This window comes from Nonomuraea phyllanthi (genome assembly GCF_006334985.2).
GTDB lineage: Bacteria > Actinomycetota > Actinomycetes > Streptosporangiales > Streptosporangiaceae > Nonomuraea > Nonomuraea phyllanthi.
Genome location: NZ_VDLX02000031.1, coordinates 28,756 through 55,191 on the forward strand (window position 1 = coordinate 28,756; position 26,436 = coordinate 55,191).

The window sequence follows — 26,436 nt, forward strand, 5'->3', positions numbered from 1 at the left end:
CCAAGCGTCCGGACGGCTCCGCCGGCGGCAGGCGCGCGCGTTCGGCGGCTCAGGGGCGGGTCACGGCTTGCGCAGGATCGCCTCGATCTCGATGGTGATCTGCACCTTGTCACCGACGACGACGCCACCGCCGTCGAGCGGCAACGTGACGTCTACGCCGAAGTCGTTGCGGTCGATGGTCGTCGAGACCGACAGGCCGGCGCGGGTGCCGCCGCTGCCGTCGGGCCCGATGCCGTTCACCTCGACGTTCAGCGGGACGGTGCGGGTGACGCCCTTGATGGTCAGCTCGCCGTCGACCACGAGGCCGTCGCCGTCCACGCGAACGCCGGTGGAGCGGAACGTCCAGAGCGGGTACTTCTCGACGTCGAGGAACTTGTCCGACCGCACGTCCTTGTCGCGCAGGTGGTTGCCCGTGTCGACGGAGGCGGCGTCGATCGTCGCGGTGACGGACGAATCGGTCACGTCATCGCCGGTCACGATCTTCCCGGTGAAGGTCGCGAACCGGCCGCGGATCTTGCTCACCATCATGTGCCGGACGGAGAAGGAGACGTCGGAGTGGACGGGGTCGATGTCCCAGGTGCCGGCGCGGTAGCCGGTGATCGACATCGTGGTGGCCGTGGTCATCGGATCTCCCTGGTCGAAGGGTCGGTTGGTGGAAACGCGAGCGGGCGCCCGGTTCAAGGACCGGACCGCCCGCGGATCTGTGACACTCGGGGGTCCCCGGGTCCAGGCTTCAGGGGGTGCGGAAGATCCCGTCCGGGTCGTAGCGGGCCCAGAGACGGGTGACGCGATCGCCGGTCTTTCCGGGGTAGATCCGCGCGAAGGCGGCGGAGCGGCTCTCGAAGCCGGCGCAGGCCGCGTCGAGCCGTCCGGAGAGCGGATACCAGGCCGCGGCGAGGTCCGCGGCGCCGTCGGTCATGGCCTCGATCAGGCCGTTGGCGGTGGTGCCAGGCCACTGCCCGGAGGAGGCGGACACGGAGGAGGGAGACGCAGCGGAGGGAAACGCTGCAGAGGGGGACGCGGCGGAGAGCAGGGCGGGGTACGGGGTGAGCTGCACGTGGAGGTCGAGCAGCCTGGTGCCGAGCCTCAGTAACGGCTCGACCGCGGTCCGCAGGTGGTCCGTGCCCGCGTCGGCGACCACGGCCGTGACCGAGGCGATCAGGGCGGAGCCGTGGGACTGCAGGGTGACGGTGCTGGTCAGCTCGCGCGTGGCCGACTCCATGTAGTCGGCCCACTGCTGGAGCGCGTGGCCGTTCCGCTTGATCTCCACGGCGATCTGGGCGTACCCGACGTCGCTCAGTTCCATCGCCTCGATCTCGTACGCCACCACGATGCCGACCCCGGAGCCGGCGCCGCGCACCGCCCACAGCAGGTCCGGTTCGTGCTCGGCGTCGGCGTGCACCGCCGTGCCGTCGGCCAGGACGACCTCGGCGGCGCGGACGTGGTCGATCATCAGCCCGTACTGGCGGACCAGCCGGCCGATGCCGCCCGCCGCGGCCAGACCGCCCGCGCCGGCGCCGTCGTGGTCGCGGGAGCCGATCGCCAGCCCGTACGGCGCGAGGGCCTGCGCGACCGCCGGCCAGCGGGCGCCGGCCTCCACCCGGACCAGCCGCGAGCGCCGGTCCAGCACCTCGACGCGGTTCATCGCCGAGAGGTCGATGACCGCGCCGCCGCTGACGGCGCGGCCCGGCACGTCGTGCCCTCCGCCGCGCACGGTCAGGGGCAGGCCGCGCTCGCGGACGAAGCGCAGCGCGGCGGACACCTCGGCGGTGCTCTCGGGAAGCAGGACGGCCGCGGGCTCGTCCGCCGTCGTGCAGGTGGAGTAGAGGAGGAGGTACCGCGGATCCTCAGGGGTGACGATCCTGCCTTCCAGCTCGGGCGGGGCCGTGAACAGGTTGCGCGTCATCGCCGTCCCCGGATGCCGTCAGGGTGGGCGGTTCGAGGGGCGTGGTCCTGGACGGCGAGGTCATGGTCAGTCACAGTCACAGCTTTCTGGTCTGTTTCGTGGTACGCCGCGGAGCCGGATCGGCTCGGATCCGGATCACGGGTGCCGCCTTCTCGTCGAGGCGGTCAGGAGGCGAAGGAGATCGTGGCGGGGATGCCCTGGCGGGTCATCTTCGCGTACGGGCACAGCGCGGTGGCCTGTGCGAGCAGCGGGCCGGTCGTCTTCAGCGCCGGACCTGGATGATCGCCACCGGGCAGGTGGCGTGGTGCACGACGGCCTGGCTGACCGAGCCGTGCATCAGGGCGCTCAGCTCGTGGTGGTGGTGAGAGCCGACGACGAGCAGGGACGCCTCGGACGCGGCCCGCATCAGCGCCTTGCCGGGGTGGCCGGTGAGGGACTGCTGGACGATCGCGACCGCCGGGAAGCGCTCCCGCCACAGAGCAAGGGCGCTGTCGGGCAGCCCGGGGCCGGGTGACCCGTTCGTGCTGACGTGCGCCAGGACCAGGACGTTCGCCGTGGAGGCGGCGTACGCGAACGCGAAGGCGAGCAGCGCCTCGCTCTCCCTCTGGTCGGCGATGCCGGCGACGACGTGCCCGTGTGTCGTGACGGGGCCGCGCACGACGACGACGGGGCAGGACGCCTCGGCCGCGAGCCGGGCGCCGACCGACCCCAGCAGCAGGCCGCCGATCTCGCCGAGCCCGCGGCTGCCCACGACGAGGACCTCCGCCTGCTGTGAACGGTGCAGCAACGCGGTGGCGGGATCGGTCTCCGGCAGGTCGGTGCTCACCTCGATGTCGGGTGCGACCTTCTGCGCGCGTGCCAGCGCGGCGGCCAGGACCCGCTCGGCCGCGTGCCGGAAGCCGCCTTCGGGGGGCGCTCCGGGCGCCGGCCCGAGGGGCACGCCCAGGCCGGGCCAGATGAAGGCGTGGAGGATCAGCAGCGGCTGCCGGCGGCGTGCGGCCTCGCCGGCGGCCCACTCCACGGCCCACAGGCTCTCCTCGGAGTCGTCCACCCCCACGACCACCAGGCTCATCCGTGCCGCCCTTCCACGGGACCGGCCGCGATCCCGGCGGGGGCCGGTCCGAAGCCCGCCCCTCCCGTGCCGATGACCAGGACGGACGTGGCGATCCGGCTCTCCGGCGAATGCATGATGCTCCTCTGCCCCCATCGATGTATGACTCTGGAAGCCAAGACCGCGTAGCCGCATTGTTTGTGACATTCGTACCGCTGCTCGCGGGAGGCGTGCGGGCGCGACCACGGGTGCCGCTTCTCGGCCGGGTCTTCTACGCGGGCGGAACGCCGGACATCCGCTGAAACCAGTAGTCCCGCCTAGAAGCGGCTGAGGACGGCCTCCAGGAGCAGCAGGGCCGGTGGAGCGAGAAAGAGCGCGGTGTCCGTCACGGGCGCCGGCGATCACCTGACATCCCCGCCGCGAACCGCATTCGGCCGCCATGCGGTGGATCCGCTCTGATACCCGAGACTATAAGGGCCGGTTTTCGATGTGCCATCGATTCGATTCACGCGGGCCAGACCGCCCGCCGGGGGATGTCATGACAGCTCACATAGAGTTCCGGGTTCTCGGCCCGCTGGAGGCCGGCGTCAGGGGGCGCCCTGTCAGGCTGGGCGGGCCCCGCCCGCGTTCGCTGCTGGCCGCGCTGCTGCTGGACGCCGGTCGGGTCGTGTCGGTCGATCGGTTGGCGGCGGCGGTCTGGGGTGAGCGCCTGCCCGACTCCGTACGCACCCAGATCCCGATCCACGTCCACGCGTTGCGCAAGGCGTTCGACGCCGCCGGCTGCGGCGTGCCGGTGATCGTCACCGAGCAGGCCGGTTACCGCCTGAGCATGGACGGTGTGTGGCTGGACATGCGCGAGGCCGAGGAGCAGGCGGCGGAGGCCCGAAAGGCGGCGGCAGCGGGGCAGGGCGAGCAGGCGGCGGAGACGATGGGGCGGGTGCTCGCGTTGTGGCGGGGCCCGGTGCTGGCCGGGATCGACACGGCCGAGATCGCCGCGGCGGCCCGCGGCCTGGAGGATGTCCGGCTGGGCATCGCGGAGGAGTGGGCCGAGGCGGAGCTGGCCTGCGGCCGTCCTCGCGAGGTGGTGGCCAGGCTGGCGGCCATGGTGGAGGATCACCCGCTGCGCGAGGGGCTGCGCGCCCGGTTGATGCTGGCGCTGTGGCACTCGGGACGCCAGGCCGACGCGCTGGAGAGTTACCGGCAGGGGCGCCGGCACCTCCGGGACGAGCTGGGCCTGGAGCCGGGCAGCGCGCTGCGGGAGGTCCAGCAGGCGATCCTGGCGGGACCGCCCGCCGGCGACGCCGCGCGACGTGGCGGTGTACAGGCCGCGGCCGTCGCCGAGCGCCTCACCATGGCGCAGCGTGCGGCGGTACCCGCACCGCGCCCTGGCGGGAACGCGGACCTTCCGGCCGGTCCAGAGCCGGCCGTGGCCCTGAGACCGGCGCAGTTGCCGCCGGCCGTATCGGCGTTCGTGGGCCGGACGGCCCAGCTGCGGGCGCTGGATCGGCTGCCGCGGCAGGACGGGCGACACCTGCCCGTGGGCGTGATCAGCGGGGTGGCCGGCGTGGGCAAGACCGCCCTGGCCCTGCGGTGGGCTCATCAGGCCGCCGAGCGGTTCCCCGATGGCCAGCTGTTCGCCAACCTCCACGGGCATGACCCGGACCAGGAGTCGGCTCGGCCGGCGGCGGTGCTGGAGCGGTTCCTGCGGGCACTCGGGATCCAGGCGGCGGCGGTTCCGGCCGGGCTGGAGGAGCGGACCGCGCTGTTCCGCAGCGCCCTGGACGGGCGGCGGGTGCTGGTGGTGCTCGACAACGCCGAGTCGGCCGCACAGGTGCGGCCGCTGCTGCCGGCGACGCCGGGCTGCTGCGTGATCGTCACCGCCAGGCGCCGGCTGGAGGGCCTGATGGTCGATCACGGCGCGCTGCCGGTGCCGGTGGAGATGCTGACCGAGCAGGAGTCCGCCGACCTGCTGACGCGCGTGCTGGGAGCGGAGCGGGCGGCGGCCGAGCGGGAGGCGGTGGCGGAGCTCGCCGCCCTGTGCGACGGGTCACCGCTGGCGTTGCGCGTCGCGGCGGCGAAACTGGCCATGCGGCCGCGGTGGCCGATCGCCGAGATGGCCGCGCAGCTGGCCGACGAGCGCAGCCGGCTCGACCAGCTCAGCCGGGGCGGGCTGGAGGTGCGCGCCGGCATCGAGCTGTCCTACCGCGAGCTGCCGGCACGGGCGGCCCTGGCGTTCCGGCGGCTGGGCCTGGTGGACGCCCCTGGCGGGTTCGCGCCCTGGCTGGTGGCGGCGCTGCTGGAGACGACGGTGCACGACGGGGAGCGGCTGCTGGAGCAGCTGGTCGACGCCCAGTTGCTGCAGCCGCTCGGCAGGGACGGAGCCGGTCGGCCGCGTTACCGGTTCCACGAGCTCATCCGCCTGTTCGCGCGAGAACGGGCGGAGGCCATCGAGCCGCCTGACGCCAGGCTCGCCGTGCTGAGCCGGGCCGTCCGCTTCGGCACGCTCCGCTACGATGCTGGCCTTGCACGGGGATGAACGGGTATGGGAGTGGATGCGGCTCATGGCGCTCGAACGGCCGAAGCCCGCACAGCTGCCGAGCGCCATCGCGACGTTCACCGGCCGTGAGGCCGAGGTCGAGAGGCTGTGCGCCCTGCTGGCCGACGGCGCCGAGCGCGTGGTGGCCATCTCAGGACCGGCCGGCATCGGCAAGTCGGCTCTCGCCCTCCAGGTGGCCCACCACATCTCCCACCACTTCCCGGACGGACAGCTCTACGTCAACCTGCAGGGATCCGCGCCGGGCACCGATCCCCTGCCACCCGCGGAGGTGCTCGGCCGGTTCCTGCGCTCGATGGGAGTCGCCGCCCCGGCCGCCCTGGGCGAGCAGGAGGAGGCCGTCGCCACCTTCCGCTCGCTGACGCACGGGAAGCGCCTGCTGGTCCTCCTGGACAACGCGGCGAGTGCCGAGCAGGTACGCCATCTGCTGCCCGGCAGCGCGACCTGCGGCGTGCTCATCACCAGCAGGCGGATGCTGAGCGCGATCGACGCGGCGAGCCACTGCCAGCTCCGGGGGCTGTCGCGGGACGAGGCCGGCGCGCTTCTCGCCAGGCTCCTCGGCGCCGACCGGCTCGACCGCGAAGCCGAGGCGGTGGCCGAGGTCATACCGCTGTGCGGCGAGCTGCCCCTCGCGCTGTCCATCGTCGCGGCGCGCCTGCGCGGGCGTCCGGACCTGCCGGTCCGCGCCCTGGCCGACCGGCTCGCCGGCGAGCAGCGGCGGCTGGCCGAACTCGAGATCGACGACCAGGCCGTACGCGCGAGCTTCCTGGTCAGCTACGAGGACCTGGGCGACGGACCGGCGGCCCGGCTGTTCCGGCTGCTCGGCCTCCTGGACGGCCCGGACTTCGGCGTGCCCGTCGCCGCGGCTCTCGCGGAGCTCCCGGAGGGGCGTACGGCCGCGCTTCTCGATCAGCTGCTGGAGAACCAGCTCGTGGTGTCCGATGCTCCCGGGCGGTACCACATGCACGACCTCCTGCGGTTGCTCGCCAGGGAGCTCGCGACGGAACAGGAGAGCGAGCAGGCCAGGGCCTCCGCCGTCCGGCGAGCCCTCCACTGCCATCTCGCCACGGCGCGGCGCGCGGCGCTGTCGGTCGAGCCGATGATCGCCTGGCGGATCGACTTCGTCCCCGACGCGCTCGTCCATCCGGGGGTGCCGCTGGAGTCCGTCGAGGCGGTCAACACCTGGCTCGACACCGAGATCGAGAACCTCGTCGCCGCCGCCCGCCAGGCCGTGACGAGCGCCGATCCGGCGATCGCGGCGTACCTGTCCGCGTGCCTGAACACGCCGTTGGAGCAGCGGGCGCGATGGGGCGAGCAGCTGGCCCTGGGCCGTCTCGCCCTGGAGGCGGCGGGTTCGACCGGCGATCTCCGCCAGGCGGGGCTCGGCCACAACGATCTCGGCTGGGCCCTGCACGCGCTGGGCAAGCCCGCGGAGGCTCTGGCGTCCTTCGACCGCGCTCTCGACGCCTGGCGGCCGATCGGCTACGACACCGGCCAGGCGTTGGCGCTGAACGGGCGCGGCGCGGCTCTCCGCTCGCTGGAACGCCATGAGGAGTCGCTGGCCGCGCTGGAACAGGCGCGCACGATGTGGCACCGCTCAGGGCACGCCCGGCACGAGGCCTCGTGCCTGACCGGCATCGGGCTGACCCGTCAACGGCTGGGGCGTCACGACGAGGCGGTCGCCGCTCACCGCGAGGCCCTCTCCCTGGCAAGAGAGTCGGATGCCAGGGTCACCGAGGTGATGGCGCTGGGCAACCTCGGCGAGGCGCACCGGCTGGCCGGGCAGGTGGATGAGGCGGTGACGTGCTTCCAGGAGGCCCTGTGCCTGGATCGGCGGCGCGGCCTGTCCGGCACCTATTGGGAGGCGGAGCACCTGTGGGGGCTCGGCCGGGCGACCGGTGACCGCGCCTGCCTGAACAGGTCGGCGGCGATCCTCCACGAGCTGGGGCTGATCACGTACCGGGAGGCCCGTGCGATCGGGCTCGACGCGGATCCCGCCACCCCCGACGCCATCTCGCGGCAGCTCTAGAAGTGTCACCGGCTGGCCGGTTCGGCGAACCGGCCGGCCGCTACCCCACTAGCAGTGGCGGACGCCCGGGAACGGGTCCTTCCAGGTGTAGACGCTCTCGGCCGCGACGTAGCCGGTGCGCCCGGTGACGTCGCCGTACGTCCGGTACCAGATGCTGTTCCCGCCGCCGTGCCGCTGCCCGGAGACGTAGCACTGGAAGTAGCTGGGGTTCGACTTCAGCGTGTCCACGACATCCTGGTCGTGGCCGCTGTAGCGCGGGCTGCGCCACAGGCTCACCCCCGCCGTGTTCCCGCAGTACAGGTGCCCGCTCTTGGCGTAGCACGGCGGGTTGGCCTGAGCCTGCGCCGGAGCCGCCCCCAGCAGGCATGTGGCGATCAGCGCCGGCCCGGCGGCCGCCGTCGCGATCCTCGTGTGTAGCCGCATTCCAGATCCCCCTTGTTCGGAACCACCATGTTTCGGGAGGACGCTAGGCGCGACGCCTTCAGGTCCGTTATCGATGCGATCGACCCGCGCCGGAACGGAGGGCCGCACGCCGCGGCCGACGCGGGCCGGCGATCCGTTCGCCCAGGCCACGCGGGTGGCAATCCGATCTGAAGCGGATCTGAAGGACCGCATCACTAGGGTCTTCGGACATCCATCGGCTGACGAGAAGGACCCTGACACATGAGAATGTCGCGACGCGCCATCGGAGGCGCCGCGTGCGCCGCGCTGCTGGCCTGGCCGGCGGCGCCGGCGGCCGCCGATCCCGAGCCGGCCGCGGCGGGCAAGACGAAGGCGTACATGCAGCTCAACATCGCGGGCAACTCCATGCACAAGGGCGGCCTCGCCCCCGCCAAGGAGGTCGTCTCCCTGGTCAAGGCGGAGCAGCCCTACGTGGTGACGCTCAACGAGGTGTGCGCCACCCAGTTCGACTACATCAAGAAGAATCTGTCGGGCAGCGGCTACCGCGCCTGGCACGGCCACACCGGCGTCTCGTGCAAGAACGGCAGCGCGTTCGGCAACGTCGTCCTCATCCGCATCGCCAGCAGCGTCGTCGGCAACTGGGCGCTGCCCAACCCGGTCGAGAAGGAGCATCGCCGGCTGCTGTGCGTCAAGGCGACGAACTACGCGATGGTCGCCTGCTCCACTCACATCTCCTGGGGTGCCGGCGACCAGGTCGCCCAGATCAGGGCGGTCGCGGACCGGCTGGCGACCTTCCGCGCCAAGGGCTACCGCGTCATCATCGGCGGCGACTTCAACGTCACCCCGACCAGCGCCGCCCTCGATCCGATGTACGACACCTGCTACCCCTCCGGGGCGGGCGTCCTCTTCGAGACGGCGGGGACGCGCTGCGCCGCCCGGTCCGGGGACGCGACCGTGGGCGCCACCCGCAAGATCGACTACATCTTCTTCTCGGAGGAGTACCAGGGGCTCAAGGGCGAGGCCGTGCCGACCGGCGTGTCCGACCACAAGGTGCTGTGGGGTACGGCCACCTACTGAGGTCCGGGCGGAACGGCGGGATCAGGACGCGCTCGTCCCGGCGCACCAGCGGCTCGGGCAGCGGGCCGGGCAGCGGGCCGGGCACGGCTGCCCCGCGGCCCTGTCGCGGGTCATTCGCGGGTCATTCACGGGTCATTCACGGGGCGACACGGTGTCCATCACGGGGACGCGGGGCTCCGGCCGGTGGGCGACCTCCTCGATCGTGCGGACGTGCCGCACGGAGGAGAGCGCGACGGGCAGCGTGGCCAGCGCCATCAGCGCCGCTCCCGCCGCCTCCGCGGCGACCGTACCGAGCAGCGTGGTGAACGCGCCGCCGAGCAGCGCGCCGATCGAGAGCGCGCCCCAGGAGGCCAGCCGGTATCCGGCGTTAGCCCGGCCGCGGACCTCCTCCGGGACGGCGATCTGCCGGATGCTGGTCGCCTGCGAGTTCGCCACCCCACAACCGGCCCCCGACAGCAGGAAGGCGGCGCTCAAGGCGGGGACCGCCCAGGCGGGCACCAGCGCGGCCACGGTCACGCCGAGCAGCGGAGCGGTGTTGCCGATCACCAGGCTGGCCAGCAGGGAGCGCCCGTAGCCGAAGTGCCCGGTCAGCCAGGTGCTGGACACGCTGCCGAGGAAGGCGCCCACCCCGCCACAGGTCACGATCAAACCCAGGACCACCGGTCCGGCGGCCGACCTGTCGAGCATGTGGACCGCGAGTGCCAGCATGAAGACCTCGTTCCCGAGGTTCCAGAGTGCGGCCTCCGTGGCCAGCGTGCGCAGGATCCGGTGCCGTACGAGCGTCCGCAGGCCGGTTCTCGCCTCGGCCAGGGCCGAGCGTCGTTCCGGCGTGTCCGGCCGGGGTTCCGCCAGCCGTACGCGGCCGATGAGCAGCGCCGACAGCAGGTAGCCGAGCGCGTTCACGACGACGGCGACCGGCGCTGTGAGCGCCTGCACCAACGCTCCCCCGACCCCGGAGCCCGCGATCTGGATCGCGGACTGCGTCGCGGCGACCTTGGCGTTCGCGTCGACGAGGTACCGCTCCGGAACGATCCGCGGCAGGAACGAGAAGTCGCTGAGCTGGTACAGCACGGTCATGGTCCCGAGCACCGCCGTCGCCGCGACCAGCAGCGGGACCGTCAGCCTGCCTGTCAGGCCGAGGAGGCACACGAGGACGAGCACCGATCCCCGTACGAGGTCGGCCGCGATCATCAGGGGCCGCCGGGCCCGGCGGTCGACGATGACGCCGAACCAGAGCGTGACCAGCAGGAACGGCGCGAGCATGGCGGCCCGCACCCATGACGCCTCCGCGGCCGTCGCGCCGAGGGTGATGAGGGCGAGCGAGGGCAACGCCAGCTCGCCGATCTCGGCCCCGAGCCCGGACAGCGCCCCCGCACCCCACACGTACCGGAACCAACGGATCGACCACGCCGAACTAACCCTCGTCATGATTTTGAAGGTTAGCCAGATAACCGGCATACTGGCAACAGGGGTTAAGGTTGACCATGCGTGAAAGCGACGCGGAGGCGGCGGCTCCCCATGCGCCGGGAGCGCTCGAGCTCGTCCGCGCATTCGTGAACACCCGCGACATCGAGGCCGGCACCGACCTCCTCGCCGACCCCGGCTCCTGTTCCGAGTGGTCGGGCCGGCTCGGCATCCAGGGGACGGTCGACGCCGAGGCGCTGGCCTGGGCGATCGACCTCCGCGAGTCCCTCCGCCAGGCCCTCCTGGCCAACCACGACCGCCTGCCGCTCCCCGAGGCCACCGCCACGGCGCTCACCGAGGCGGCCCGCAGGTCCGGCACCGGCGTGGCGTTCACCCCGGAGGGCGCCGTCCTGGTCGGCCCGGGCGACGGCATGAACGCCCTGATCAGCCGGGTCGTCAGCGCCACGGCGGCGGCCCTGGCCGACGGGACGTGGGCTCGCCTGAAAGCCTGCGTCAACGACCGGTGCCAGTGGGCCTTCTACGACCGATCCCGCTCCCGGACCGGCCGCTGGTGCTCCATGGAGATCTGCGGCAACCGCGCCAAGCAGGCCCGCTGGCGGACCACCCGGCCCGACCCGGCGAGCTGAGCCCTCCACCGCTCGTTCCGAACCACCATGTTCGGGAGGACGCTAGGCGCGACGCCTTCACATCTGTTATCGATGTGACTGACACACCCCGGAGCCGGGGGTTCGGCAGACCGTACGAAGGCCCCTGTGGGAGGGCGGAGTGAGCGAGAGCGCTGTGCGTCTGCGCGACACGCTCGCCACGGCCGTGCGGGCGCTCCAGGGGGCGCGGCATCTCAATGTCGTCGAGCTCGGCGCGGCCGGGGTCACCACGTTCGACGTGCACCGGGACGCATCCGGCACGCCGTGCGCGGCCACCGGCCTGATCCTGCCGTGGCGCCAGCTGGGCACCCCGCTGGAGCGCCGGCGGATCGCGCAGGCCGCCGGAGGGATCTCCGACGAAGCGGTGGTCATCGTGTGCTCCGCGCCGGGCGAGAAACTGCCGGAGCTGGCGGCATCGTGGCTGGCCGAGATGCGGCCCGGTTCGGTGCTGGCGCACGTTTCCGGGCAGTCCGTCGCGGGGTTGCTGCGCGAGGTGCTGACCGACGAGCCCCTTCTGCAGCCGTACGGGCTGCTCGGCCTCACGCCCGACCCGCTCGGCGGCATGCCCAGGCCCGCCGCCGTGACCGTCTTCCCGGCGGGCGCGGCCCCTGGCGCGACGGCCGAGGTCGTCGCGCAGGCGAGCGGAGAGGTGGTGTTCGCCGTTCTCTCCATGACCGAAGGGCAGCCGCGCCCGGTCGCCATCCGCGTCGCCGACCTGCCGCCGGGACCGCAGGTGATTCGTCTGGTGCTCGGCGGCCCGGGCAGCGTGGAGTTCTCCTCCTCCGTCCCGTTCGTCCAGGACGACCGGGGCTGGGCCGAGCTGGTGGTCGGGGCGTGGCCGCTGATCGGCACGCAGGGCGGCCGGGTCCATCTGGTCGTGGGGCTCGAGACATGCGGGCATCAGGACCTCGTGGCGCGTCGCATCGAGCTGGTCCGCCAGGTCATCCTGGAGAGTGCGGGCGGGGGCACCGAATGCCTGGTCTCTCTGGTCCCGTACGCGACGCATTCATACGACTGGGAGGTTCCGGAGCGGCCCGTGCACCCACGATGCTGGCTGGCGGCGCCGGACCGCGCCCTGACCGCCCTCGACCGGCTGGAGGCCGAACCGGTGTATCCCGACGGCTACCGGGATGCCGCCCAGGTGGAGGACATGCTGGCCGAGGTGGTGACGCGGCTCAGTGAGGGCAGTCCCGGCCGTACCGTGCTGCTGACCGTCGGCGACCGCCCGCCACACCCGCCGGGCCGCCACACGCTGCTCGCCTGCCGGAACCGCTATGACTGGAACCGCCAGGTGACCTCGCTCGAACGGGCGGGAGTCGTCTTCGGGGCGATCACCGAGAGTGATCACCCGATCTGGGGCGTGCTCGGCGGATCCTCCCGGGCACACACCGACGGGAACAGCGTCACCCAGCTCTGCGCCGACCTGGGTCTCGCCACGACCGGGCTCGATCGGATACCGTTCCCGATGATCGAGGTGGCCCCATGACGCAACAGAAGATCTCCGTCTGGGGTGCGCCCGGCAGTGGCAAGACCACGTTCCTGGCGGCCCTGAACATCGCGATGATCAGGAGCAATCTGGACTGGACCGTCGTGGCGAAGAACCAGGACTCCGCTGATCGGCTCGCCGCCATGACCAACGATCTGACGCGGGAGCGGTTCTTCCCCAAGCCGACGACCGATGTGAACGCGCTGGACTACGTGTTGCTGGGGCCGCGGCGGACGAGACGCAAGGGATGGTTCTTCCGCCGCACGACCGTCACCGAGCAGACGCGCGTGGAGCTGAGCCTCGTCGACGTGCCGGGAAGCGTTTTCGCGAGCACGCCCTTCCCCGGTGCGACCGACGAGCTGCCTGATCCGCTCGACGACCTGATCGCCAGCAACGGGGTTCTGTTCCTCTTCGACCCGATCCGTGAATCCGCGCTGGGCGACAGCTTCGACTATTTCCACGGAGTCCTCTCCCGGCTGGCGCAGCGCTCCATCGCGTCGGGCGTCTCCTCCGCATGGCTGCCTCACCGCCTCGCGGTCTGCATCACCAAGTTCGACGACGTACGCGTCCTGGAGGTCGCCGAGCGCCGCGGCCTGATCACGACGGACCCGGACGACCCCTACCGAATGCCGAAGGTGGATTCCGCGGACGCGGAAGAGCTCTTCGCGGCCCTGTGCGAGACCTCCGCCAGCGGCAACAGCGAGATGCTTCTCAGCGGGATCAGGCGGTTCTTCCGCCCTGAGCACGTGCGCTTCTTCGCCACCTCGACGATCGGCTTCCACGTCGATCCCGTGCGGAACGCCTATGACCCGGACGACTTCCAGAACGTCGTCCCGGTCGAGGAGGGGCACCGCATCCGCGGCCCCGTCCGGCCGATCAATGTGCTGGAGCCCATCCTCTGGCTGGCCGATCAGCTCACGGCTGACAGCCCGGGGCGCGTCAAGCGATCGGCAACGGATCCCCGTCCGTCTGGAGGGCGGCCAGCCCTCTGATCCTCGCCAGGTAACCGGGCGCCACCGCGTCGAGGCAGTCGGCTTGTTCCCGGCTCAACTCGAGGAAGGGAGGCGCGTACGCCACGAGGTCGCGCTCTGCCATCGCCGCCCAGACCGCGATCCGAGCAAGCTGCCGGAAGCCGGAATGCTCCCAGTTCGGAAACGCCCGGCACAGTGCCTGGACCTGTTCCAGGGCGCTCAGGCCCGCGAGGTCCCGGAGAGCCAGCAGGCAGGCCAGATCGCGCACGTCGAAGCGGTGCGGCACCTCGTGGAATCCCAGCAAGGCGCAGTAGTTGTGAACATCGATCGAGTCGGCGAGGTGAGGCCGGGAAGCCCAGTCGGGCGGCACGCGATACTGGCCTGTCCGGGTGTTCCTGATCGTGTCGAGGAAAGCCGTGACATGCGTCCAGGCGAGCCACTCGAATGCTTGCCTGGCTTCGGCGACCACCAAGGTCTGAACCTGCTCGGAATCGCTCCGCAGCGCGTCGAGGAACAGCCGCGCGAAGCCGACGCTCGGCCGGGGCTGGCGGTCCAGCACATCGAGGTAGACCTCCGCCCGGCTGCGGGGGTCGAAGGGATACCGGCGGATCAGGAGTTCCATGGTCAGCGCACCCGATGAGCCGATGGGAAAGTCCGTTCCCCGAGCCAGGCCGACCGCGCCGAGGAACGGGAGCAGGGTCTCCACCATGTCCTCCTGGGTCTCGGAGCCGAGCAGCGCGGTCTCCTTGAACATCCGCCCCACCCAGGATCCCCGCACGACGAGGGGATCCGTCCGCATGGCGATACCGCCGAGCAGGTCTGAGGCTCTGTAAGGCGCTTCGTCAGGCGTCCACGTGGCGGTCCACGAGGAGAGCTGGGGATCTTGCGGATCTCCCGTCACCCGGACGACGTCGACGAGGTCGTACCAGCTCCTCGGATGAAGATGGGCGTACCAGGAACGGGTGGTGGCGAAGAAGCCCGGGAAGGCGCTGATGGGGATCCGGGTCAGGCTCGGGTCGGCGGTCGACAGGGCCGCGGCGGTCTGGACGAGGAGGATGCAGAGGTTCGCGCTGTAGACCGCGAACCTGGCGGGCACGCCGAGCCTGATCGGCTCGTACGCCGGCGACACCAGCTCCGCCGCGCGGCTGTCCATGCATTCACGGAAGAGCCGGATGAGCAGCGTCCGGAGCTCCACGAGCTCCTCCGGAGGCCGCGCGCGGAGGCGATCCGAGATGACCTCCACGACGCGGGCCCGGTCGATCAGGACGGAGAAGCTCGCGACCGTGCGGAGCCTGCTGTCGTCAGGCGGCACGGGGACCGGGTCGTCGGCGTTCTTGAGCAGGCGCTGGACCATGCGCACCAGCTCGTCGGCGATCCACCGCCCCACCAGGAACTCGCCGAACGAGGCGTGCAGGAACTCGTACCGGCGGTGCGTGGTGTGGCCCTCGACAGCCTGGTTGCGGTGCACGAACAGCTTGAAGAAGAAGCGCCCGGCCAGTTCCCTGGCGGTGTCACCACGGCTGAGGTCGCCTCCGAACGGCAGCGCCTCCAGGTCGCGGGCCAGGTCCTCGTCCGAGACGCTCTGCGAGTTCCGGTTGAACATCGAGAAGGCCACCATGGACATCACGTACAGCTCGCGGGCGACGAGCACGCGCCGGTCCCGCTCGCTCAGGTGCCGGCCCCGCTTGTCGACCTCCCGCTCGGCGAACCTGCTGAACAGGCTCTCGTAGAGCTCGGTACGGCCGATCCTGCCCTGGAGCTCCCCGCCGTCGGCGTGGAACAGCGCCAGCATGAACAGCAGCAGGGGCTGGCGGGCGACCACCCCGTGGGCCAGCGCCTCCTCGGCGTTCAGCGCGCGATGCGGGTTGGCCGCGTGCCAGCTGTCGACCCACCTGCGCACCTGCCGGTCGGTGAACTCCTCCAGCCGGACGACCACCGAGTCCCGCGGGTAGCGGACCTGGTCGGCGACCGCGGTGCGACTCGTGACGATCACGGCGGCGGGACGCCCGTGCCGTGCCTCCCTGTCCTGGAAGTCCTTGACCTTCTCCAGATAGTCGAAGTGGACGGTGGTGCTGGCCTGGAGCAACTCGTCGAAACCGTCGAGGAGTACCACCGGCAGCGCGGGCGCGCATGAGGCGGCCACCGTCCGCCACTCGTGCTCCACGGTGGTGAGCTGGTGCAGCGCCTCCTCGATCTGGCGCTGGATGTCCGCGTCCGCCGACACGTTGCGCAGCTCCACCCGTACGACGAGATAGTCGTCCGGCGGGAGCTCCGCGGCGAGCATCTGGGTGAGTAACGACTTGCCCGCGCCCGGCTGGCCGAGCACCACCAGCGGCGCCCTGGTGGCGGCCGGGCTGATGAGGTGCTGGAGCAGGAAGGTCTCCAGGTCGTCGCCGCGTTCGGCGGTCCGCCAGCCGCCCTCGCTGACCTGCTCGGGCTGCTCGACCGCCCTGCCGAGGCGGGTCAGCCGGCTGTAGGAAGGGTTGATGTAGATGTCATGCAGCTTCGGCAGCCGCACGCCGTCCGGGACCGCGTCCGGGTCGGTCAGCGGGCGGTCGACCTGCGTCCGGTATTCGACGGCGAGCGCCGTACGCAGCTCGTCGGGAGCGCGGCCCTGGCTCATCCAGCGCACCATCGCGGCCAGCCCGGCCAGCTTCGTTCCCGTGTCGGCGACGTCCTGGCGGGCGGCCCTGAGCTCGTCCAGCAGCACCCGGACGCCGGTCTGGTGAGCCCAGAACGCCACTTCCGGGTAGTCGCCGGCCAGCTGCCGCAGCATCTTCTCGTACCGGGTGGTCGCGAGCTTGGGCAGGTGTGCCTTGAGAGCGGCCGTCCAGCGGCGTCGGGTGGTCGCGTCCGTCCTGTCCCAGACCGCCGTGCCGGGCCCGAACTCCAGCAACCGCACCGTCAGGGTCTGGTAGTAGGCGGCGAGCGGGGCCTCGACCCATTGGTCGTACATGTCGGGCAGGCTGCCGGGCGTGTTGAGCACCTCGACCAGGCCGGCGAGCCGCCCGCTCCCTGTGGGGCGGCCCGCCGCCAGCGCGGCCTGTTCGGCTCGCACGAGCTCCAGGGTCGTGGTGTTCAGGGTGGTACGAAGCTCCGCGTCGAGATCGTCCAGCGCGGCGAAGAACGCGGCCACGATGATCACGGCATGGGCCGCCTCCAGCAGCTCGCTGCGTTCGAAGCGGGTCAGGCCGCCGACCCGCTCGCGCACGACCGAGGCCGCGTCCTGGGCGAGGCGTTCGACCTCGCCCTTGAGGTCGAACAGGCCCAGAGCGACGTCGCTGCCGCCGGCGGTGGCGACCGTCAGTCCTGAGCCGGCGAGCCGGCCCAAGGCCCGCACCACGGAGCTCTCCTTGCCCAGGATCCGCACCGCGTCCTCGTAACCGAGCGTTCTCCGACGCATGCGAGCAACCTACGTGAAGCACCCGGGCCCAGGGAGGCGATTTCCGCGACGGCGTGGGCTGTCCCGGTCAGCCGGCCGGGAGCGGGGCGTACAGGTCGACGCCGTTCCCGTCCGGGTCGGCCACCGTCGCGTAGCGCATCCCCCAGAACGCGTCGAACGGCTCGGCGATCCCGCGATGGCCCGCCTCCACGAGCTCGGCGTACATGGCGTCCACCCCGGCCGGGGTGTCGAACTCGAAGCACAGCATGGTACGCGGGCCGCCGACCGGCGCGGTCCAGCCGGGCAGGAACGGCGTGCGGAAGCCCTCGGTGTCCAGCATGACGTGCAGCCCGCCGGGCAGGTCGCAGCCGGCGTGCTCGGGCGAGTGATTGTCGATCTTGAATTCCAGGCCCAGGCGGGCGTAGAAGGCGATCGAGGCGTCCATGTCGGACACCACGATGTCGATGGTGTTCAGGGTGGGCTTCATGATGCGCTCCTTCGGGCTCGTTCCCTCACACCTCTCAGACGATCGGTCGGTCCCTCGATTCGACAGGAGCGCGGAAGATCTTCGCCGGGCGGCGCGGTGCCGGCCGCCGCGGCTCCGCGAAATGTGTCAGCTTCCGGGGGCCGGGCAGCAGGTGCAGCCGGAGGCGCACTGGTCCTGCCCCTGAGCGGTGGTGGTGCAGCAGGCGTCCCCGCGCCAGGCGTCGCGGCCCTCCTTGACCGCGACGGCGGCGATGACCAGGGCGGCGACCGGGTCGGCCCAGGACCAGCCGAACAGGCTGTTGAGCGCCAGGCCCACCAGCAGCACGCCGGACAGGTACGTGCACAGCAGCGTCTGCTTGGAGTCGGCCACCGCGCTGGCGGAGCCGAGCTCGCGGCCGGCGCTGCGCTGGGCGTACGACAGGAACGGCATGACGACCAGCGACAGCGCGGCCAGGATCAGGCCGGGGGTGGAGTGTTCGGCCTCGCCGGAGCCGAGCAGGGCGCGGACGGCGTCGACGGTGACGTAGGCGGCGAGCGCGAAGAAGGAGACGGCGATGACGCGCAGCGCGGCCTTCTCGCGGCGCTCGTGGTCGGCGGCGGAGAACTGCCAGGCCACGGCGGCGGCCGAGGCGACCTCCACCACCGAGTCGAGGCCGAATCCGATCAGCGCCGCCGAGGAGGCGATGCCCCCGGCGGTGATCGCGACGGCGGCCTCGATCACGTTGTAGGTGATGGTCGCGGCGACCAGCAGCCGGACCCGACGTCGCAGGGACGCCCGCCGGGCAGGGGCCGGCGCGGTCACGACACCGCCTCCCCGCGCGGGTCGCGGGCCGGGCGGAGCTCCACGGCGTGGCCGGTGGCGGCCAGCAGCTGCTCGGCCGAGGCCAGCAGGTCCATCAGCTCGGGCCGGGTCAGGGAGTAGAACGACTGCCGCCCTTCGGCGCGGTAGTCGATCAGGCCGCAGTCGCGCAGGCAGGCCAGATGCTTGGACACGGTGGACTGGGCCAGCCCGAGCTGGGTGGTCAGGTCCACCACGCGGGCCTCGCCCCGGGCAAGGCGTTGCACGATGCGCAGCCTGGTCTCGTCGGCCAGGGAGTGGAACAGCGCGGCCGCCGGAGAGATGCCGGCGGCGATGTCGGCGCTGACGCACCGGCCACCTTCCAGATCAATCGCCATATAGCGATGATAGCCCAATGAAGGGATGGGTTCTACGGCGCGCCGAACGCCTTCGGTATCTCGCTGAAGTCCTCGCCGGCCGTCTGGAGATCGAGCGTCCCCGCCCGGTCGCCGAAGAAGGCGGAGAAGGACGAAGCGACCTTCCGCGTGGTGGCCTCGTCATTGGATGTGGTCCGGCTCCGCGGTGTGCATGGGGCGCGCGTCGCTCACCCGGCCGTGGAAGAGGAGGTCACCAGGCGACCGGGAGCCGGTCGACGCCGTAGAGCGTGCCACGGGTCCGCAGGGGCACCTGCTCGGGCGGCACGGTCAGGCGCAGGCCGGGGAAGCGGCGCAGGAGGGCGGGGTAGGCGACGCGCAGCTCGACGCGGGCCAGCTGCTGGCCGAGGCACTGGTGGATGCCGTGGCCGAAGGCCAGGTGGCCGCGGCTGTGGCGGGTGAGGTCCAGGCGGTCGGGGTCGGCGAAGCGGTCAGGGTCGCGGTGGGCGACCGGCAGGGAGATGGTCACGGTCTCGCCCGCCCGGATGGTCTGGCCGGACATCGGCACGTCCTCTGTGGCGACGCGGATGGGGCCGATGTGGGCGATCGTGAGGTAGCGCAGCATTTCCTCGACCGCCTGGTCCGCGAGGGCCGGGTCCTGTCGGAGGAGGGCGGCCTGGTCGGGGTTCTGGAGGAGCAGGAAGGTGCCCAGGCCCAGCATGTTGGCGGTGGTGTCGTGGCCGGCGACCAGCAGGAAGGTGGCGACGCCGGCCAGTTCCGCGTCGTTGAGCGCGCCGCCGGCGACCAGCCCGCCCAGCATGTCGTCGGCCGGTTCCGCGCGCTTGCGCCCGACCAGCTCGGCGAGGTAGCCCATGACGCTCTGGACGGCGCCGGCCCGCTCCCCGGCGGTGCGTTCGAGGTCCACCATGGTGTCGGCGTCCTCCTGGAACCGGTCACGGTCGGCGTACGGCACCCCGAGCAGCTCGCAGATGACCATGGACGGGATGGGCCGCGCGAACGCCGTCACGAGGTCGGCCGGTGAGCCGGTGCGGGCCATCTCGTCCAGCCGAGCCTCGACGATCTCGATGATGTGCGGTTCGAGGGCCTGCATGCGCCGGGTGGTGAACTGGCCGATGAGGAGCTTGCGGAAGCGGGCGTGCTCCGGGTCGTCCATCGCCAGGAAGAACCCGGGCGGCAGCACCGTCTCCGGGGCCTTCGCCACCGCCAGCTCCTCGATGGGCGGGCTGAAGTCGGCGTGGAAGCTGTTGCTGAAGCGGGGGTCGTCCAGCACCGTACGGGCTTCGGCGTAGCCGGTGACGAGCCAGCCGGGACGGCCGTCGGTGTAGGTCATGCGGTGCAGCGGGCCCCGGTCGCGTATCGGGCGCAGCGCGGCGGGCGGGTCGAAGGGGTTGGGCCGGTCGGTCGGCAGGCCGGGCAGGGGCTCGGTCGTCGTCTCTCCATGGGTGGTCATGCCATCCAGAAAACCGCAGACCATGAAAAGTTTCAAGGTCTGCAGATTTACAGGGTCTGTGTTAAGCTGCCGGCATGTCTGCTGACGTGGGGCTTCGCGAGCGCAAGAAGGTGCGGACCCGCCGTGCGCTGGTGGAGGCGGCGATCCGGCTGTTCGACGAGAAGGGGTACGAGCGGACCACGGTCGACGAGATCGCGGCCGCCGCCGAGGTGTCCCCCAGGACCTTCTTCACCTACTTCGGCAGCAAGGAGGACGTGCTCTTCCTGCAGGCCGAGGACCGGCTCGACCAGCTCGTCGAGGCGGTGGCCGGGCGCGGGCCCTGCGAGCCGCTGGGCGAGCTGCTGCTCCGGCTCTACGACCTGCTCGTGCAGGGCGTCGATGACGACGACGAGCTGGACATCGCGTTGTCCACGGCGCGCGCCCGGCTGCTCCTTTCCGAGCCGGCCCTGCGCGCACGCGGGATGACGCTGATGTTCAACCAGCAGCCGCGCGTCGCCGAGGCGCTGCAGCGGGCCTACCCTGACCAGCTCGACCTGATCTCGGCGGCCGCCGTCGTCGGCGGCTTCTGGGGTGCCACGGGCGTGGCCGGTCTCGTGGCGCAGCAGCGCGGCGACTCTCCCGAGGAGATCCTGGCGGCGGGCCGGCGGGCCATCGAGGTCATCGTGCGCGGCGTGGGTCCCTGGGCGAGCCCGCGGGACTGATCAGGACCGTCCCTGGGCGAGCCCGCGCGACTGATCACGACCGTCCCTGGGCGAGCCCGCGGGACTGATCAGGACCGGTTGAACAGACCCCGCTCGAAGGCCGCCGCGACGGCTGCCGCGCGGTCGTTGACGCCGAGCTTGGCGTAGATGTGCAGCAGGTGGCTCTTCACGGTGGCCTCGCTGATGAACAGGCGGGCGGCGGCCTCGCGGTTGGTGGAGCCGCGGGCGATCAACGAGAGCACCTCCAGCTCCCGCGCGCTCAGCGGAGCGGCCGGCGCGCGTACCTGGCCGAGCAGCCGGGTGGCCACCGAGGGGGAGAGGGCCGCCTCGCCGCGCGCGGCGGCCCGCACGGCGCGCACCAGTTCCTCGGGCATCGCGTCCTTCAGCAGGTAGCCGGTCGCGCCCGCCTCGATGGCAGGAAGCACGTCGCTGTCGGTGTCGTAGGTGGTCAGCACCAGGACCCTGGCCGTGCTGCCGCGCTCGGCCAGCCGCCTGATGGCGGTGACCCCGTCGGTGCCCGGCATCCGCAGGTCCATGAGGATCACGTCGGGCCGCAGCTCCTCGGCCAGGCTGACCGCCTGCGCGCCGTCACCCGCGACCCCCACGACCTCGAAGCCCGGCTCGCCGGTGAACATGCCGCGCAGGCCGTCGCGGACGATGGGATGGTCGTCGACGACGATCAGCCGGATCGGGGGCTCGCTCATCTGACCTCCCTGGCCGGGACCGTGGCCGAGACGGCGGTGCCCCTGCCGGGCTCCGACTCGATCTCCAGGCTCCCCGCAAGCCTGGTCACGCGCTGCCGCATGGACGTCATGCCGAAACCCCCGCTCGGGGCGCCCGGGACGAACCCGACACCGTCGTCGCGCACGTCCAGCGTGACCACGTCGTCCATGTACGACACGGTGACGCCGACCCGGGCGGCGCCCGCGTGCTTGCCCACGTTGGCCAGGGCCTCCTGCGCCACGCGGAGCAGGGTCACCTCCACCTCGGGGTGCAGCGGCCGGGCCGGGCCGGTCGTGGCGAACGCGGCCGGCACGCCGTGGATGTCCTCCCACCGCCTCGTCACCTCCGCCAGCGCCTCCGGCAGGCGGGCGGACTCCAGCTCGGCGGGACCCAGGGCGCGTACCGACCTGCGGGCCTCCGCCAGGCTGTCCCTCGCGAGCTGGGCGGCGTTGTCGAGGTGGCGCTGCCACTCCGCGGGGTCGTCCTTGGCCCTGGCGGCCGCCTGGACCTGGGTGATGATCCCCGCCAGGCCCTGCGCCAGCGTGTCGTGGATCTCCCGTGCCATGCGCCGGCGCTCGTCGGTCGCGCCTGCCTCGCGGGCCTGCAGGAGGAGCTGGGCCTGCAGCCCGGCGTTCTCCCGCATCGTCTCTTCCAGCTTGGCGTTGGTCTCGGCGAGCTGGTCGACCATCTTCTTCCTCAGGGCGCTCCGGTCGGCGGTGATGTCGCCGACGAGGCTGAACAGCACGACCAGGACCACCACGACCACGATGAACAGCACGTAGGAGGAGATGACGGCCGGATCGGGGTCGGGCAGCCCGCCGTAGTAGCCGGTGACCGCGGCCGCCGCCGTCGCGGCCACGCCCGCGATCCGCCATCTCCCCCGCAGATAGCGCCAGGAATGGAGGTAGCCGGTGAAGGCGTAGAAGCTGGAGAACCACGGGTCGAGCAGGCCCAGCGCCACGACGAACGCCACCAGCCCCGCGATGTAGAGGCCCGCCACCTTGCCGTTCGCCAGCCAGGCGGGGTGCAGGGTGACCGGCCACAGCGTCCACCCGGCGGCGAGCGCGGTCAGGCCCAGGACGGCGAGCCGGTGGCCCCACGAGGTGTCCCCGGTGAGCAGCGCGAGGCTCGCCGAGATGGCCAGCAGCGCGTACGGCACCACGGCCAGCACGGCGGCCAGCCGGCCTTCCGCGACGTCGAGCGAATCGCGTGGAGTCACACCGCCTCACTCCCAGCGGAAGAATCGGGCCGCGACCGAACCGACGACCAGCGCATATGCCGCCATTATGGCAAGGAGCAGTGGCTGTGTCGCCGCCCCGCTCCAGGCGTCGTGGATGGCCTGCCTGAACAGGCCCAGCGGGGTGAACTCGCCGATCGTGGCCAGCAGCTCGGGCATGGCCTCCTTGGGCTGCATCAGGCCCCCGAGGAAGGCCAGCGGGAAGTAGAGCAGCACGCCGATGCCGTTGGCGGCCCGCCCGCTGGCCGCGGTGGCCGCGATGAGCAGGCCGATCGCGAAGATCGCCGAGGTACCGAGCAGGAAGGCGGCCGACATCGCCGCGACGCGGGCGGGCTGGGCCGCCTGGAAGGCCACGATCGAGACCGCGACGAGCAGCCCCGCGGCGAGCATCGCGAACACGAGCTGGAGGATCAGCTGCACGCCCAGCAGGGCGCCCGGGCTGACCGGCGTGGTGGACAGCCTGCGCAGGATGCCCCGCTCCCGGTACGTGGCCAGGGTGGTGGGCACCATGTAGAGGCCCACCAGCCCGACCGCGATCGTCATCGACATGGACGGCAGCGCGGTGTCCCCCGGACTCGTCCCGCCGCTGAAGATCACCAGGATGAAGAGCGGGATGGCCATGCTGAAGATCGCGCCGGGGTCGCGCAGCAGGAGCTTGGCCTCGACCTGGGCGAGTTTGGAGAAGCCGGTCATCACGACTCCTCGGAATCGAAGGTACGCCCGGTCAGGGCGACGAAGGCGTCCTCGAGCGTGTGCCGCTCGATGCGCAGCTCGGCCACCGGGATCCGTTCGCGGGCCAGCGCCGAGGTCACCGCGCCGGCGAAGTCGCCACGGCCCGCGACGACCACCTGGTCGCCGGAGCGGGTCACCGACACCACCCCCGGCACCCCCGTCAGCACCGCGTCGTCCAAGGGCGCCAGCGGCCGGAAGCGCAGATGCTGGTCGGCGTCCACGGCCGAGACAAGGTTGGAGGGGGTGTCCAGCGCGACGATCCGCCCGCGGTCGAACACCGCGACCCGGTCGCACAGCTCCTCCACCTCGTCCATGTAGTGGCTGACCAGGACGACCGTCACGCCCGCTGCCCGAACCTGCTTGATCAGCTCCCAGGTGGCCCGGCGGGCGGCCGGGTCCAGCCCCGTGGTCAGCTCGTCGAGGAAGGCCACCTTCGGGTCGCCGACCAGCGCCAACGCGATGAACAGCCGCTGCTTCTGCCCGCCGGACAGGGTGCCGAACCTGACGTTGCGCTTGTCGGCCAGCCCCCACTCCTCCAGCAGCTCCCGCCAGTCCTTCGGTGAGTCGTAGAAGGAGGCGTACAGGTCGAGCGCCTCCCACACCTTGAGGTTCTCCGGCAGGAGCGACTGCTGGAGCTGCACGCCGACCTGGTGGCTCAGCTCCCGCCCGCCCCTGACCGGGTCGAGGCCGAGCACCCTGATCGATCCCCCGTCGGGTCGCCGTAACCCCTCGACGCACTCCACGGTGGTCGTCTTTCCCGCTCCGTTGGGCCCGAGGATGCCGAAGATCTCGCCCTGCTCCACGGAGAAGGACACCCCGTTCAGCACGTGGAGCTTGCCGTACCTCTTGCTGAGGTCGGCGACTTCGATGACTGCCATGCACCAAGGGTCGGCCGGACGCCCCCTCGCCCGAATCGCCCGCCCGGCCACGATCCGCCCTTGGTACGGCTGAGCCGGAAATCAGCCGATCGGTTGATGCGGCGGAGGTGGTCAGGGTGGCCTGTCAGCGTGAGGCGACGAAGGCCAGCAGGTCGGCGTTGAACTGATCCCGGTGGCTGACGAAGAGGCCGTGCCCGGCCGTCGGGTATTCGTGGTAGACGGCCCCAGGGATGAGCTTGGCGGTCCGGCGGCCGGTGACCTCGACCGGGGCGGAGAGGTCGGCGGCTCCGTGGACGATCATCGCGGGCACGCCGATCTCGGGCAGGGTGGCCCGGTGGTCGAAGTCGAGCACGTTGCGCTGGCACTGGCGGACCGCCCACGGCGAGGTCGCCAGGCACTGGCGCAGGGTGAAGTCGATCTGTGCCGGGGAGACGTCGTTGCCCAGGTGGGTGGCGAAGAACGCCTGTGCCTGCCGGGCCAGCCACTTGGGGCGGTCGGCGTCGAGGGCGGCCAGCGACGCGTCCAGGAGGGCGCCGGGGACCCCTTCGGGGTTGTCGTCGGTCTGCCGGATGAAGGGCAGCATGGCCGAGACCAGCGCGATCCGCGCGATCCGGGCATCGCCGTGCCTGGCCAGATACCGGACCACCTCGGCGCCGCCCATCGAGTGGCCGACCAGGGTGACCTCGCGCAGGTCGAGGTGCTCGATCAGGACGGCCAGGTCATCGGCGCCGGTGTCCAGGTCGTAGCCGCTGGAGGGCCGGTCGGAGCGGCCGTGCCCGCGCCGGTCCAGCGCGATGCAGCGGTAGCCGCGCTCCACGAAGTGCGGGATCTGGTATTCCCACATGTCGGAGCAGAGCATCGAGCTGGCCACGAACACGATCGGCCGGCCCTGTCCGTAGTCCTCGTACGCCAGGCGCGTTCCGTCATGAGTCTCGAAGTACATGGAGGGTTTCCTTCGTCGTGCCGCTTGCTGACACGGACAATCCTCGCGACGAGGGGTAAGCGTCTCAATTACCTCTGACGTAAGCGCCCTTCCACCACCGGCGGGTGGCCGTCCGACGGGGAGCGGCCTGCCCCGCACCGTCCTCGCGGACCTGGACATCGTCGCCCCGGAGGGCTCGGCGCTCTACTACGTCCTCGCGCTGGCCCCGTTCGCGGCCTGGCTGGCGGTCGCGATCGCCCGCAGGAGCCGCCGGCCGTTCCTGGACTTCCTCGTCCTCGGGGCCCTGTACGGCCTGTCCCTGCTGGTCGTCCACCAGCTCCATGGTGATCGGCGTCGGCAGCGGAGCGGCCGCCGGCGTGATCGCGTGGTGCGCCCACGCGTGGCGCTCCCTCCGCGCCCGCCGGAACGCCGGACCTACCGGCTCCGTTCGAGCGTGAGGAGCGGCTCGGAGAACAGCGGCGCCGGCGCGCCGGGATCAGCGGCGACAGCCCGCTCCAGGCTGCGGAAGCCGGCCTCCACCTCGTCGGGGTCGAGCTGGGCGAAGAACGAGAGGGTACGCAGGCGCAGCCGTTCGAGCACTTCGGCGAGGGTGGCGTCGGACGGCTCGGTGACCGTGCCGAAACCGGTGACGCGCCAGCCGGCCGAGGTGAACATCTCGATGACCTCGTGCAGCGGCTGGAACAGCGAGGTGTCCACCTCGACGCCGCGGGGGAAGTGCTCCAGCCACCACGGCAGGGGATGGTGGTCGCGGAAGTTGGCGCGCAGCAGCAGCCGCCCGCCGGGCCTGAGCACCCGGGCCAGCTCCTGGACGGCCCGTGGCTTGTCCTGGACGTGGTGCCAGGACAGGAACATGAGGGCGTAGTCGGCGCTGCCGGAGGGCACCGGCATGTCCTCGGCGGAGCCTGCCACGTACCGCGCATCGGGGTGCGAGGACTGCGCCTGCGCTGTCTCGCGCATGCGGACCGCCGGCTCGACGCCGGTGACCGGCCCGAACGCCCGCGCCAGCGCGGGGGTGAACCTGCCGGTCCCCGAGCCGACGTCCAGCCCGGCCAGCGGGCGCCGTTCGGGCAGCACCGCTTCGAAGGCACTGATCCAGGTCCGCAACTGCGGCTCGCTGAGCGCGCGGCCGCGCGCGTAGTGCTGGTACTGCTCCGTGTCGTAGTCGATCCGCCTCATCGCCGCTCCC

Annotated in this window: 23 protein-coding genes; 7 read left to right on the plus strand and 16 right to left on the minus strand. The window is 71.9% G+C overall.

The genetic code is table 11. The features are described 5' to 3' along the window. Positions 1–60: 60 nt before the first annotated feature. The 3 genes from FH608_RS47685 to FH608_RS47695 form a co-directional block, all read right to left on the minus strand. Complete coding sequence (locus tag FH608_RS47685; RefSeq protein ID WP_139637841.1) at positions 61–624, minus strand: YceI family protein; 564 nt, start codon at positions 622–624, stop codon at positions 61–63. Between the two features lie 109 nt (positions 625–733). Continuing rightward, positions 734–1,906: an FAD-binding oxidoreductase gene (locus FH608_RS54070; protein WP_139637842.1), complete on the minus strand. Its 1,173-nt coding sequence runs from the start codon at positions 1,904–1,906 to the stop codon at positions 734–736. A gap of 262 nt (positions 1,907–2,168) precedes the next feature. Continuing rightward, the gene (locus tag FH608_RS47695; protein WP_193319043.1) at positions 2,169–2,978 is read right to left on the minus strand and encodes a universal stress protein; all 810 of its coding nucleotides are present in this window, start codon (positions 2,976–2,978) and stop codon (positions 2,169–2,171) included. Positions 2,979–3,495: 517 nt separating this feature from the next. Here FH608_RS47695 and FH608_RS47700 point away from each other — a divergent pair. Both FH608_RS47700 and FH608_RS47705 read left to right on the plus strand, forming a co-directional pair. Further along, positions 3,496–5,493: an AfsR/SARP family transcriptional regulator gene (locus tag FH608_RS47700; protein ID WP_193319044.1), complete on the plus strand. Its 1,998-nt coding sequence runs from the start codon at positions 3,496–3,498 to the stop codon at positions 5,491–5,493. Beyond that, positions 5,480–7,540 carry a tetratricopeptide repeat protein gene (locus FH608_RS47705; RefSeq protein WP_193319045.1) on the plus strand — a complete coding sequence of 687 codons (2,061 nt, stop codon included), beginning with the start codon at positions 5,480–5,482 and terminating at the stop codon, positions 7,538–7,540. Before FH608_RS47700 ends, FH608_RS47705 begins: the two co-directional genes overlap by 14 nt. Positions 7,541–7,588: 48 nt before the next feature. On the opposite strand, the gene FH608_RS47710 is transcribed toward FH608_RS47705, so the two are convergent. Continuing rightward, a complete protein-coding gene (locus tag FH608_RS47710) occupies positions 7,589–7,963 on the minus strand; it encodes a hypothetical protein (RefSeq protein WP_139637846.1) in 375 nt (124 codons plus the stop codon). A gap of 240 nt (positions 7,964–8,203) precedes the next feature. Here FH608_RS47710 and FH608_RS47715 point away from each other — a divergent pair, with 240 nt between their 5' ends. Next, complete coding sequence (locus tag FH608_RS47715) at positions 8,204–9,019, plus strand: endonuclease/exonuclease/phosphatase family protein (RefSeq protein WP_139637847.1); 816 nt, start codon at positions 8,204–8,206, stop codon at positions 9,017–9,019. Between the two features lie 132 nt (positions 9,020–9,151). Here the strand turns inward: FH608_RS47715 and FH608_RS47720 are convergent, their stop codons facing one another. Next, positions 9,152–10,447 carry an MFS transporter gene (locus tag FH608_RS47720; RefSeq protein WP_193319046.1) on the minus strand — a complete coding sequence of 432 codons (1,296 nt, stop codon included), beginning with the start codon at positions 10,445–10,447 and terminating at the stop codon, positions 9,152–9,154. Positions 10,448–10,503: 56 nt separating this feature from the next. On the opposite strand from FH608_RS47720, the gene FH608_RS47725 reads away from it, so the two are divergent. From FH608_RS47725 to FH608_RS47735, 3 genes are all read left to right on the plus strand, one after another. Further along, positions 10,504–11,070 carry a CGNR zinc finger domain-containing protein gene (locus tag FH608_RS47725; RefSeq protein WP_139637849.1) on the plus strand — a complete coding sequence of 189 codons (567 nt, stop codon included), beginning with the start codon at positions 10,504–10,506 and terminating at the stop codon, positions 11,068–11,070. 139 nt (positions 11,071–11,209) lie between these two features. Next, on the plus strand, positions 11,210–12,574 hold the full coding sequence (locus FH608_RS47730; protein ID WP_139637850.1) for a hypothetical protein: 1,365 nt from the start codon (positions 11,210–11,212) through the stop codon (positions 12,572–12,574). Then, positions 12,571–13,566 (plus strand): hypothetical protein, encoded by a 996-nt coding sequence (locus tag FH608_RS47735; protein WP_193319047.1) that lies wholly within the window; start codon positions 12,571–12,573, stop codon positions 13,564–13,566. Before FH608_RS47730 ends, FH608_RS47735 begins: the two co-directional genes overlap by 4 nt. Here the strand turns inward: FH608_RS47735 and FH608_RS47740 are convergent. The 5 genes from FH608_RS47740 to FH608_RS47760 all read right to left on the minus strand — a co-directional run bounded on the left by FH608_RS47740 (position 13,514) and on the right by FH608_RS47760 (position 20,036). Continuing rightward, positions 13,514–16,948 carry an NACHT domain-containing protein gene (locus FH608_RS47740; RefSeq protein WP_139637851.1) on the minus strand — a complete coding sequence of 1,145 codons (3,435 nt, stop codon included), beginning with the start codon at positions 16,946–16,948 and terminating at the stop codon, positions 13,514–13,516. The genes FH608_RS47735 and FH608_RS47740 overlap by 53 nt on opposite strands. Positions 16,949–17,015: 67 nt before the next feature. Further along, positions 17,016–17,414, minus strand: coding sequence for a VOC family protein (locus tag FH608_RS47745; RefSeq protein WP_139637852.1), 399 nt, complete (start codon positions 17,412–17,414; stop codon positions 17,016–17,018). 126 nt (positions 17,415–17,540) lie between these two features. Beyond that, positions 17,541–18,215, minus strand: a complete 675-nt coding sequence (locus FH608_RS47750; RefSeq protein ID WP_139637853.1) for a cation transporter — start codon at positions 18,213–18,215, stop codon at positions 17,541–17,543. Beyond that, positions 18,212–18,589, minus strand: a complete 378-nt coding sequence (locus FH608_RS47755) for an ArsR/SmtB family transcription factor (RefSeq protein WP_139637854.1) — start codon at positions 18,587–18,589, stop codon at positions 18,212–18,214. The genes FH608_RS47750 and FH608_RS47755 overlap by 4 nt, the downstream gene beginning before the upstream one ends. 229 nt (positions 18,590–18,818) lie before the next feature. Next, a complete protein-coding gene (locus FH608_RS47760) occupies positions 18,819–20,036 on the minus strand; it encodes a cytochrome P450 (protein ID WP_139637855.1) in 1,218 nt (405 codons plus the stop codon). A gap of 74 nt (positions 20,037–20,110) precedes the next feature. Between FH608_RS47760 and FH608_RS47765 the strand changes: the two genes are divergently transcribed. Next, a complete protein-coding gene (locus FH608_RS47765; protein WP_139637856.1) occupies positions 20,111–20,737 on the plus strand; it encodes a TetR/AcrR family transcriptional regulator in 627 nt (208 codons plus the stop codon). Positions 20,738–20,805: 68 nt separating this feature from the next. Here the strand turns inward: FH608_RS47765 and FH608_RS47770 are convergent, their stop codons facing one another. From FH608_RS47770 to FH608_RS47795, 6 genes are all read right to left on the minus strand, one after another. Then, the gene (locus FH608_RS47770) at positions 20,806–21,441 is read right to left on the minus strand and encodes a response regulator (protein WP_139637857.1); all 636 of its coding nucleotides are present in this window, start codon (positions 21,439–21,441) and stop codon (positions 20,806–20,808) included. Further along, positions 21,438–22,679: a sensor histidine kinase gene (locus FH608_RS47775; protein ID WP_139637858.1), complete on the minus strand. Its 1,242-nt coding sequence runs from the start codon at positions 22,677–22,679 to the stop codon at positions 21,438–21,440. The genes FH608_RS47770 and FH608_RS47775 overlap by 4 nt, the downstream gene beginning before the upstream one ends. Before the next feature lie 6 nt (positions 22,680–22,685). Then, positions 22,686–23,390, minus strand: coding sequence for an ABC transporter permease (locus tag FH608_RS47780; RefSeq protein ID WP_139637859.1), 705 nt, complete (start codon positions 23,388–23,390; stop codon positions 22,686–22,688). Beyond that, positions 23,390–24,307 carry an ABC transporter ATP-binding protein gene (locus FH608_RS47785; protein WP_139637860.1) on the minus strand — a complete coding sequence of 306 codons (918 nt, stop codon included), beginning with the start codon at positions 24,305–24,307 and terminating at the stop codon, positions 23,390–23,392. Before FH608_RS47785 ends, FH608_RS47780 begins: the two co-directional genes overlap by 1 nt. 124 nt (positions 24,308–24,431) lie before the next feature. Next, positions 24,432–25,250, minus strand: a complete 819-nt coding sequence (locus FH608_RS47790) for an alpha/beta fold hydrolase (protein ID WP_139637861.1) — start codon at positions 25,248–25,250, stop codon at positions 24,432–24,434. 414 nt (positions 25,251–25,664) lie between these two features. Then, positions 25,665–26,426, minus strand: coding sequence for a class I SAM-dependent methyltransferase (locus FH608_RS47795; protein WP_139637862.1), 762 nt, complete (start codon positions 26,424–26,426; stop codon positions 25,665–25,667). Between the last annotated feature and the right edge of the window lie 10 nt (positions 26,427–26,436).